Genomic DNA, 9,738 nt, shown 5'->3' with positions numbered 1-9,738 from the left:
AGGCTTGTGGCTGCCTCGATTCAGCGCCGTTCCGCGACCACGACCAGCCCCGGCACCGGGGCACCGCGATCCTGCCGCGTGCTGGCAGGTTCGAGGAGTAGCGGAGTGAGCCCTGCCTCACCCAGCCGCTGCCGCAGCCAGCTCTCCGCATGAGCGAACCGCCTGTCCTCCCCGACGACCACGCCTTCGCCGTCATGGCTCTGCACCGTGAAGGCGAGGAGGCCGCCCGGTTCCAGCACGCGCGCGCTCTGACGGAAGCAGGGAGCGAGCTCGCCGAGATAGACGAAGACATCGGCCGCGACGACAAGGTCCGCCGAGGCGTCCGGGCGGCTGGTCAGGAAACTCGTCAGCCCCGCAACGGCAAGCTTATCGTAGAGCGGCGTCCCGTCGGGGGCCAACTTGGTCCGCGCCCGTTCGATCATGCGCGGCGAGAGATCGCAGCCGGCGATGAAGCCGCTCTGCTCGTGGATGGCTTCGCCCATCAGCCCCGTGCCGCAACCGAGATCATAGACGATGTCGAACCGGAACGGCCGGCCGGCGTTGCTGCAGCAGCGCACCAGCGCCGCCTTCAGCAGGTCGGGCGCGTTGTATTGCAGGGTTTCGGTGAGATGACTGTCGAAGCGGTCGGCGTAGGCGTCGAACAGCGCGCCGGAGAAATTCTCGGAAGTCGCCTGTTCGGCCGGCAGCGCACCGATGCGGGCAAGGTCGAGTCGCGCGCCGAAATGGTCGTTGGGGTCGAGGTCGAGGCATTGCCGCCAGGCGGTGGCGGCGTCCTCCTTGTGGCCGAGAGCCTCCTGCGCCAACCCGTAGAGATGCCAGGCGGCTGTGAAGTGATAGGCCTGCGCCAGGGTCTGGTCGAGGATCTCGACGGCCGCTTGCGCGTCGCCATCCTTCAGCGCAGCTTCGGCCCAGCCATAGCGGCGGTCGAGCACCGGGTCGCCGGAACTCGCGAAATACGTGGTCTGGCCTTTCTCGGTCATGATTGCGGGTCTAGCCGAGGAGCATGACGCTGGCCAGACAAAGCGCCCGCTGGCGCCCCTCCGAATTACTGCTGCCGACCCCGTCCGGGCTCTACTGCCCGCCGGCCGACGTCCATATCGATCCCGTCCGTCCCGTGGCGCGGGCCCTCATCACCCATGGCCATTCCGACCATGCCCGCGCCGGCCACGGTTCCGTGCTGGCGACCCGCGAGACGCTTGCGATCATGGCGCTGCGCTACGGCGAAGCCTTCGCCGGCACCCGGCAGGAGGCGGTGCCGGGCGAGCCGATCCGCATCGGCGAGGTCGAGTTCCGCTTCATGCCCGCCGGCCATGTTCTCGGTTCGGCCCAGATCATGGTCGAGAGCCGCGGCCTGCGCATCGTCGCCTCCGGCGACTACAAGCGAGAGCGCGACCCGACCTGCGCTTCCTTCGAGGTCGTGCCCTGCGACATCTTTATCACCGAGGCGACTTTCGGTCTGCCGGTCTTCCGGCATCCGCCGGCGGCGGGGGAGGTGGCAAAGCTCCTCGAATCCGTCAGGCTCTTCCCGGAGCGGACGCATATCCTGGGCGCCTATTCGCTCGGCAAGGCGCAGCGCGTCATGGCGCTGATCCGCGAGGCCGGCTACGAGCGGCCGATCTATAGCCACGGTGCGCTCGAGAAGATCACGGCATTCTACAAGGACGAGGGCATTCCGCTCGGCGAGATCCGCATGGTCGCCGACACCGACCGCAAGACGCTGGGGGGCGAGATCGTCATCTGCCCGCCGAGTGCGACGCAGGATCTATGGGCGCGTCGCTTTCCCGATCCGGTCACGTCCTTCGCCTCGGGCTGGATGCGCATCCGTGCCCGGGCGCGGCAGAAGGGCGTCGAGCTGCCGCTGGTCATCTCCGACCATGCCGACTGGGACGATCTGCTCGCGACCATTCGCGAGGTCCAGGCCGGCGAGATCTGGGTGACGCATGGCGAGGCCGATGCGCTCGTCCACTGGTGCGGCACGGCGGGACTGAAGGCCAAGCCGTTGCATCTCGTCGGCTATGGCGACGAGGGCGAGGCCGATACGGCCGGGGAGGCTGCCGATGCGGCTGCCGTCTAGGCCTCTATCAGCGCGAAGCGGCGACGAGCGGCCGCGCAGGCGCGGCCATCCCGACCATGGCATTCGCCATGTCGCGTGCGAGGCAGTCATAGCCGGCATCGCTCATATGGAAGCCGTCCGTCCACAGCGCGGCCTTGAAGGCCTCTGCGTCGGTGCGGTGCCATTCGCGCATCGCCGCATAGCGGGCGAAGACCGGAACGGCCTCACGACGCGCGACGTCGCCGACGGCTTCGACATAGGCGCCATAGCGCTGGGGGTCCCGAACGGACGGGAAATACTGCGGATCGAGGATGGCGAGCGCCGGGCCGGCCTCGCGCACCATTGCGATGCCGTCGGTCACCATCGCCTTGAATGCGTCGAGATCGCCGCCGGTGACGGCATCGTTGGTGCCGACCTGCCAGATGACGAGATCGTAGCTGCGCGTGGCCAGCGCCGCCTTCAGCCGGGCAAGGGTCTGCGGCGCGGTCTCGCCGCCGATGCCGGCATTGACGATCTCGATCTGCGATTTAGGCCACGCCTTGCCGAGCAGCGCCTGGAGGCGTGCGGGATAGGTCTTGTCCTTGGCGCTCGCGCCGATGCCCTCCGTCGAGGAGGACCCGATCGCCAGGATCGCCAGCGACTGGCCTTGTGCGATCTTGGCCGAAAGTGGTGCGAGCGTCGCGTTCGAGCGCACGATCGGCGTCTCGCGGCAGGAGAAGCTCGCCGCCTGTGCGGGGGCCCCGGCCGAAAGCGTTGCAGCGATGACAGGCAAGGCAAGGAACCGCATCGCGGCACGCATCGGCGTCTCTCTCCTGGCTACATTGCTGCCGTTAAGGTTTGCTTCATGAACGGTATCTGAACGATGCGGTGCAACATGCCGAAACCGATGCGCCGTAGCGGAGAAGCGACAGCATGAATCGCTTCGCCTGGCTGCTCGATCGTCTCGCCTATGAGCCGCGCCGCAACGCGAAGCTGGCGCTGATCGCCGATTATCTGCGCACCACGCCGGATCCCGATCGCGGCTATGCGCTGGCTGCGATGACGGGTGGTCTCGTCTTCCGCAATGCCAAGGCCGGGCTGATCCGTGCATTGGTCGCCGAGCGGACGGACCCGGTGCTCTTCGCACTGTCCTACGATTATGTCGGCGATCTCTCGGAGACGGTCGCCCTGATGTGGCCGGCACGGCACGGTGCCAATGCGGTGCCGCATTTGCCGGAGGTCGTCGAGAGCCTGCGCGAGGCCGGCAAGACCGACCTGCCACGCCTTGTCGCGGGTTGGCTCGATGCGCTCGACGAGACCGGGCGCTGGGCGCTGCTGAAGCTCATCACCGGCGCGCTGCGGATCGGCGTGTCCGCCCGTCTCGCCAAGACGGCGGCGGCCAGCCTGGGCGGTGTGTCGCCCGACGAGGTCGAGCAGGTCTGGCACGGGCTCGAGCCGCCTTACGCCGAACTCTTCGCCTGGCTGGAGGGCAGGGGTGCGCGGCCGGCCGCGCGCGACCCCGCGCCGTTCCGCCCGGTCATGCTCTCTCATCCGATCGAGGACGGGGATTTCGGCAAGCTCGACCCGGCCGAGTTCTCGGCCGAATGGAAATGGGACGGCATCCGCGTCCAGGCGGCGAGCGGCCGCAGGGCGGACGGCACCCGCGTCACGCGCCTCTATTCGCGCACTGGCGAGGACATCGCCGCCGCCTTCCCCGACCTTGTCGAGGAGCTGACGCAGGATGGCGCGCTCGACGGCGAGCTGCTGGTGATGCGCGAGAGCGCGGTACAGAGCTTCAACACCCTCCAGCAAAGGCTCAACCGCAAGACCGTCACGGCGAAGATGCTCGGCGAATTTCCCGCCCATATCCGCGTCTACGACCTGCTCGTCGATGGCGAGGAGGATATCCGCCACCTGCCTTTCGGGGAGCGACGCCAGCGGCTCGAGGCCTTCCTGTCGCGTCTCGCCAGCACCCGCTTCGATCTCTCGCCGACGATCCCCTTCGGGTCGTGGGAGGAATTGACGGCGGCCCGCGCCGATCCGGCCTCGGCCGGGGCTGGCGCCGACGCGGAAGCCGTCGAAGGCTGCATGATCAAGCGGCGCGACTCGCCCTACCTGCCGGGGCGCCCCAAGGGCTACTGGTGGAAATGGAAACGGGATGCGCGGCTGGTCGACTGCGTGCTGATGTATGCCCAGCGCGGCCACGGCAAGCGCTCCTCCTTCTATTCCGACTACACCTTCGGCGTCTGGCGCGTTGGCGAAGAAGGCGGGGAGGAGCTGGTGCCCGTCGGCAAGGCCTATTTCGGCTTCACCGACGAGGAGTTGGTCGAGATCGACAAATACGTGCGCAAGAACACTTTGAACCGCTTCGGCCCGGTGCGCGAGGTCACGCATGATGCGCAGGCCGGGCTCGTCTTCGAGGTCGCATTCGAGGGACTGCAGCGCTCGACCCGGCACAAATCCGGGCTGGCGATGCGCTTCCCCCGGATCAACCGCATCCGCTGGGACAAGCCGCCGCGCGAAGCCGACCATATCGAGGTGCTGGAAGCGCTGTTGCCGACCAATGGCTGAGCCAGAATGGGTTGCAGCCTTGCGCGCAGGGTGCTTGTGATCACTTCTCCGCCTGAGGCAAAATGCCCGGGCTGGACAAGAGCATCGGCCGGGACATGCGGAATGCGGTTTTCGGGCAGAACCGGTGCAGGCTTTAGGGAGTGGTGGCGATGACCAAGCAGCCTTCGACGCGGATCGTCATCGCGGACGACCACCCGCTTTTTCGCGGTGCGTTGCGCCAGGCCGTATCGAGCGCCATCGGCGGCGCCGAGGTCAGTGAAGTCGGCTCCCTGGAAGCTCTGACCGAAGCCTTGGCGAGTGGAGGCGATGCCGATCTCGTGCTGCTCGATCTGACCATGCCTGGCGTGCAGGGCTTCTCCGGTCTCCTGTTCCTGCGCGCCGACCATCCCGAGATTCCGGTGATCGTCGTCTCTGCCAATGACGACCCGGCGGTGATTCGCCGATGCATCGAATTCGGCGCCCTCGGCTTCCTGCCCAAGACCGCCGATGTCGCGCAGATGGGCGAGGCGATCCGCGCCGTGCTCGATGGCGGGGTCTGGACGCCGCCGGGCGTCGACCTGTCGGCTCCGGTCGATGCCGAGGTTGCCGACATGGTTCGCCGCCTCTCGACGCTGACGCCGCAGCAGGTGCGCGTGCTGATGATGCTGTCAGAGGGGCTGCTCAACAAGCAGATCGCCTACGAGCTCGGCGTCTCCGAGGCGACAGTGAAGGCCCATGTCTCGGCGATCCTGACCAAGCTCGACGTCGACAGTCGCACGCAGGCCGTGATCGCGGCATCGAAGATCGCAGGCACGGCCTGGGCGACGGCCGGGGCCTCCGCGACGGCTTGAGCCAGCCGTTCAGATACCGTTCAAGCGCGGCGGGTTTCAGGTTAAGACGGTTGCGAAGCGCCCCGGAAATGCGCGGGGCGCAACAGGGTGGCCATTGCTTCCATGGAACGGTTTATCGGCGGCTCGCCGCTCAGCGTCCTCGTCCGTCTGATCTTCATCTCGCTCCTGGTCGGAGCCGCAATGGCTTTCCTAGGCCTGTCGCCGCGCGGGCTCTATGAGGCCGGGGCGCGGTTCATCCGCTCGATAACCGGGCTCGGCTTCGGAGCGGTGCGCGAGGTCGGCGCATGGGTCATCGCCGGCGCCCTGATCGTCGTGCCGCTCTGGCTGCTGATGCGGCTCTTCGCGGCGCGGAAGTAAGCTTACAGCCCCTCGCCACGGGCGATCGCTGCCGCGTCGCGCCCGATCAGGGCCGTCAACCGCGTCAGGCCGGCGCGGCGCGCCCGCGTGGCGAGACCGGCCTTGATCTCCTTCGCCAGCCCCGGGCCCTTGAACACCATCGCCGAATAGAACTGCACCAGCGTCGCGCCGGCGCGGATCTTGGCGAAGGCCGTTTCGGCGGAATCGACGCCGCCGACGCCGATGAGCGGGAACTGTCCTTCGACGCGCAGGTAGGCCTCGGCGAGGATACGGGTCGAGGCGGTGAACAGCGGCTTCCCTGACAATCCGCCGGTCTCCGCCTTGGCGGCGTTGCGCAGGCTCTCGGGGCGCGTGATCGTGGTGTTGGAAACGATCATGCCGTCGATCCCGCGCTTCCGGGCGACCGCGATCATGCCATCGAGCTCGGGCATCGTCAGGTCAGGTGCGATCTTGACGAGAACCCGCGTGCGCCGGCCTCCGGCCGCCACCTCGTCCCGCGCCGCGAGCGTGCGCGCCACAAGGTCGTCTAGCGCGGACTCTGCCTGCAGGTCGCGCAGGCCCGGCGTGTTGGGCGAGGAGACGTTGATCGTCAGGAAGTCGGCGAGCGGCGCCAGCCGCCGGGCAAGCGTGGCGTAGTCTGCAGCGCGGTCGGTGGAATCCTTGTTGGCGCCGAGATTGACGCCGACCAGCCCGCCACGGCTTCGCCGGGCCGCGAGCCGCACTGCGACGGCTTCCATGCCTTCGCTGTTGAGGCCGTAGCGGTTGATGACGGCTTCGTCCTCGATGAGCCGGAAGACGCGCGGGCGCGGATTGCCGGGCTGGGGCAGCGGCGTCACCCCGCCGACTTCGACGAAGCCGAATCCGAGGCCCAATGCGCCATCGACCGCTTCGGCATGCTTGTCGAAGCCAGCCGCGAGCCCAACCGGGTTAGTGAAGCTGAGGCCGAAGGCTTCCGTCGCGAGAACGGGGTCGTCCGACCCCGGCTTGAGCGCCGGCGCGGCGGCCAGCGCCGCGACCGTGAGGCGATGGGCCGTCTCCGCATCCATGCGGTGAATCAATGGCCGGGCCAGGTTGAACAGGCCGCCGATCATGTCAGGTCTCCCGGAATGGCGTGGCTGCCATCGGCCTTGAGCGGCAGCGGTGCGACCCAGCGCACAGCTTTCGGATCGAGCGTGGCGTAGAGATGGGGAAACAGGGCGCCCCCGCGCGAGGGCTCGTAGCGCAGGGCCCTGTCAAAACGCGAATCATCGACCGCGACGAGGAGAAGGTCCGTCTGCCCGGCGAAGTGCCTGGCCGCGGTCTCGGCGAGCTGGGTGGCCGTCGAAAAATGGATGTAGCCGTCGGAGAGGTCGATGGGAGCGCCCTCGAAGCGGCCATTCTGCTCCGCATCACGCCAGAGCGGGGCTGGGCATATCTTGTAGATCAGGGGCACCGGCAGTCTCGCGGAAACATGTCGGGCCACGGCTTAATCCCTGGCAGGAGGATTCCGCAAGCGATAGCCGGGTCGCAGCAAGATTCGGATTGAAATCTCAAGCGATAGGGTATATTTCCTATTGTCGATCCCAGCCCTGCGGCAAGAGCGAAGCGAGGCCCGCGCGATGCTGTCACACGACCAGATCTGGGGGGCGATCGACATGCTTGCCCAGCGCTACGGGTTCACGGCTTCGGGGCTGGCACGCAAGGCGGGCCTGGACGCCACCACCTTCAACCGCTCGAAGCGCGTGGCGCCGGACGGACGCGAGCGTTGGCCCTCGACGGAGTCGATCGCCAAGATCCTGGCGGCGACCGGTGCCTCGCTTGACGAGTTCATGAGTGCGGTGCTGCGGCGCGATACCGCTCCGGGGCGCACCATCCCGCTGATCGGCTTTGCGCAGGCAGGGGCCGGGGGCTTCTTCGACGATGGCGGCTTTCCGGTGGGAACTGGCTGGGAGGAAGTCGCTTTCCCCGGCATGGCGGAGGAGAAGGCCTACGCGCTCGAAATCTCCGGCGATTCGATGCTGCCTCTCTATCGAGACGGGGACACCATCATCGTTTCGCCGACGGCGACGGTGCGGCGCGGCGACCGCGTCGTGGTCAAGACGGTCGAGGGCGAGGTGCTGGCCAAGCAGCTCAGGCGTCAGACTGCCAAGACTGTCGAGCTTGCCTCGCTCAACCCGGAGCATCCGGACCGGACGTTGAATCTCGCCGAGATCGCCTTCATGGCGCGGGTGATCTGGGCGAGTCAGTAGCCGACCGGCCTCTCAATGGCCGTTGTTACGCCGCAGTGGCAGCGCGACCCTGAACACGGCGCCCGCAGGAGAGGGTTCGAGTTCGATCGTGCCGCCGTGCAGCCGGACGAGTTCCGCCGCGACGGCAAGCCCGAGCCCGGTGCCGCCCGGTGTCACCGAGCCGCGGAAGGCCTGGAAGAGATTGGCCCGGGCCCGCTCCGGCACGCCCGGTCCATTGTCGATGATGCGTAGCGCCACGGTGCCGTTGACCGGCCCGGCCGTCACGGCCAGCAGCGGTTGCGCGTCGGCTTCCGCACCGGCCTGAGCCAGGGCCTGAACGGAATTGCGCATCAGGTTCGTCAGCACGCGCGCCATCTGGTCGGGGTCACATGGCGCGGTCAGCTCGGCTGGGACACGGTTTTCGAAACGCAGCCGCCCGTCGCCAGGCAGACCGAGCATCTCTGCCTGCTCGGCGACGAGCTGGCGCAACGCGACGTCCCGGATGGCCGGCGTCGCCTCCGCCGCACGGCCGTAGGCGAGGGTGGCCTGGCAGAACTCGATGGCGCGCCCCAGCGTCGCGATCAGCCGCGGTGCGAAGCGGCGGATCTTGGCGTCGCGGGTCTCGATCAACTGGTCGGACATGAGCTGCGCTGCCGCCAGCATGTTGCGCAGGTCATGGTTGATCTTGGAGACGGCCAGGCCGAGCTCTGCGAGATGCTTCTTTGTGCGCAGCTCGCCGGCGAGCGTCTCTTCCATGCGGGCGAGCGCGCGCTCGGCCTCGCCGATCTCGTCGGCGCGCAGCGAGGGTTCTATGATGCGCTGTGGATTCTCGGGATCGGCCTCGAACTCCATGACGTTCGCCGCGAGGCGTCTGATCGGGCCGATGATCAGCGCGTTCAGCGCGATGTAGACCGCGAGCGCCGTCAGCCCGGTGATCAGCAGCGAGATCAGCAGCAGGCTCCATGAGAATTTCAGCATCGCCCGTCGCAGCGGGGCTTCATCGATGATGATCTCGACGAAGTCGGCACCGCCGACTGCCTCGCCGACCACGCGGATCGGCATGGTCGCAGGTGCGACGAGCACCGCAACGGCTTCTTCGATCGCGTTGATCCAGCTGAGATTGCGCAGGTCGATCGAGCGGGAGACTTCCGGGGGCGGCATCGAATCGAGACTGAGCAGCCGGCGCGCGCCACCGACGCGCGCCGCGATCGATCGGGCGCCGACACCCATCAGCAGCCGGTTCTCGCTGCCTTCCGGCAAACCGTCCTCGGGCGCCCCCTCCAGAACCAGCGCCGCGACCTGCGCCGCGGCGATTCGGTCATGCAGCCAGTTGCGCCGGAAGTTCGCGATGGAGGGAAGGTAGATCACGACCTCCGCCAGCATGACGAAGAGCACGGTAACCAGCAGCAGCTTGGCCGACAGACCGAGGCGGGTCAGGCCGCGCGGCTGACTGATCGACAGATCGTTCCTGGGCAGGCCGGGTTGGAGCATCGACGCCGATCTTAGCCGAAACGCCGCAAAAAGCCGATCAAGCGCCGCAGGCGAGGATTCGTCGTCGACGGAACATGGAAGGATAGTGCCGCGCGGCGCGAGGCGTCCGAGCGGGCGAGCGCCGGCATCACGACCCCGGCCATGCTCTGAATCGTAAGCTCGGCCCCTGCGGCGACGCACCACGGCGCGATCAGCTCGCCGGCACCCGCACCGACGATGGTGACGCCGAGGATACGGCCCCGCTTGTCGG

At 67.8% G+C, this 9,738-nt stretch carries 10 protein-coding genes and 1 pseudogene; 5 read left to right on the top strand and 6 right to left on the bottom strand.

Features of this window, described 5'->3' with window-relative positions:
• Nucleotides 1-20: 20 nt before the first annotated feature.
• Nucleotides 21-980 carry a methyltransferase domain-containing protein gene (locus ACIPIA_RS04935; protein WP_400507238.1) on the bottom strand — a complete coding sequence of 320 codons (960 nt, stop codon included), beginning with the start codon at nucleotides 978-980 and terminating at the stop codon, nucleotides 21-23.
• Nucleotides 981-1,003: 23 nt separating this feature from the next.
• Here ACIPIA_RS04935 and ACIPIA_RS04930 point away from each other — a divergent pair, with 23 nt between their 5' ends.
• Entirely contained in the window at nucleotides 1,004-2,074 is a 1,071-nt protein-coding gene (locus ACIPIA_RS04930) for a ligase-associated DNA damage response exonuclease (RefSeq protein WP_400507236.1), read from the top strand.
• Between the two features lie 7 nt (nucleotides 2,075-2,081).
• Here the strand turns inward: ACIPIA_RS04930 and ACIPIA_RS04925 are convergent, their stop codons facing one another.
• On the bottom strand, nucleotides 2,082-2,852 hold the full coding sequence (locus ACIPIA_RS04925) for an SGNH/GDSL hydrolase family protein (RefSeq protein WP_400507235.1): 771 nt from the start codon (nucleotides 2,850-2,852) through the stop codon (nucleotides 2,082-2,084).
• Between the two features lie 113 nt (nucleotides 2,853-2,965).
• Between ACIPIA_RS04925 and ACIPIA_RS04920 the strand changes: the two genes are divergently transcribed.
• The 3 genes from ACIPIA_RS04920 to ACIPIA_RS04910 all read left to right on the top strand — a co-directional run bounded on the left by ACIPIA_RS04920 (nucleotide 2,966) and on the right by ACIPIA_RS04910 (nucleotide 5,790).
• Nucleotides 2,966-4,603 carry a cisplatin damage response ATP-dependent DNA ligase gene (locus ACIPIA_RS04920; protein ID WP_400507233.1) on the top strand — a complete coding sequence of 546 codons (1,638 nt, stop codon included), beginning with the start codon at nucleotides 2,966-2,968 and terminating at the stop codon, nucleotides 4,601-4,603.
• A gap of 149 nt (nucleotides 4,604-4,752) precedes the next feature.
• A complete protein-coding gene (locus ACIPIA_RS04915; protein ID WP_400507232.1) occupies nucleotides 4,753-5,433 on the top strand; it encodes a response regulator in 681 nt (226 codons plus the stop codon).
• A gap of 102 nt (nucleotides 5,434-5,535) precedes the next feature.
• Nucleotides 5,536-5,790, top strand: a complete 255-nt coding sequence (locus ACIPIA_RS04910; protein WP_400507230.1) for a DUF6460 domain-containing protein — start codon at nucleotides 5,536-5,538, stop codon at nucleotides 5,788-5,790.
• 2 nt (nucleotides 5,791-5,792) lie between these two features.
• On the opposite strand, the gene ACIPIA_RS04905 is transcribed toward ACIPIA_RS04910, so the two are convergent.
• Together ACIPIA_RS04905 and ACIPIA_RS04900 are read right to left on the bottom strand one after the other, a co-directional pair.
• Nucleotides 5,793-6,881: a quinone-dependent dihydroorotate dehydrogenase gene (locus ACIPIA_RS04905; RefSeq protein WP_400507228.1), complete on the bottom strand. Its 1,089-nt coding sequence runs from the start codon at nucleotides 6,879-6,881 to the stop codon at nucleotides 5,793-5,795.
• Nucleotides 6,878-7,222 carry a DUF952 domain-containing protein gene (locus ACIPIA_RS04900; protein WP_400507240.1) on the bottom strand — a complete coding sequence of 115 codons (345 nt, stop codon included), beginning with the start codon at nucleotides 7,220-7,222 and terminating at the stop codon, nucleotides 6,878-6,880. The genes ACIPIA_RS04905 and ACIPIA_RS04900 overlap by 4 nt, the downstream gene beginning before the upstream one ends.
• Before the next feature lie 166 nt (nucleotides 7,223-7,388).
• Here ACIPIA_RS04900 and ACIPIA_RS04895 point away from each other — a divergent pair, with 166 nt between their 5' ends.
• Nucleotides 7,389-8,018 (top strand): S24 family peptidase, encoded by a 630-nt coding sequence (locus tag ACIPIA_RS04895; protein ID WP_400507227.1) that lies wholly within the window; start codon nucleotides 7,389-7,391, stop codon nucleotides 8,016-8,018.
• A gap of 12 nt (nucleotides 8,019-8,030) precedes the next feature.
• Here the strand turns inward: ACIPIA_RS04895 and ACIPIA_RS04890 are convergent, their stop codons facing one another.
• Nucleotides 8,031-9,488 (bottom strand): sensor histidine kinase, encoded by a 1,458-nt coding sequence (locus ACIPIA_RS04890; RefSeq protein WP_400507225.1) that lies wholly within the window; start codon nucleotides 9,486-9,488, stop codon nucleotides 8,031-8,033.
• 11 nt (nucleotides 9,489-9,499) lie between these two features.
• Nucleotides 9,500-9,738, bottom strand: a pseudogene (locus ACIPIA_RS04885) (dihydrolipoamide dehydrogenase); the annotation flags it as partial.

The sequence above is a fragment of the Allobosea sp. CER48 genome, assembly GCF_044752385.1.
Taxonomy (GTDB): domain Bacteria; phylum Pseudomonadota; class Alphaproteobacteria; order Rhizobiales; family Beijerinckiaceae; genus Allobosea.
This window is presented reverse-complemented; position numbering and strand designations above follow the sequence as displayed.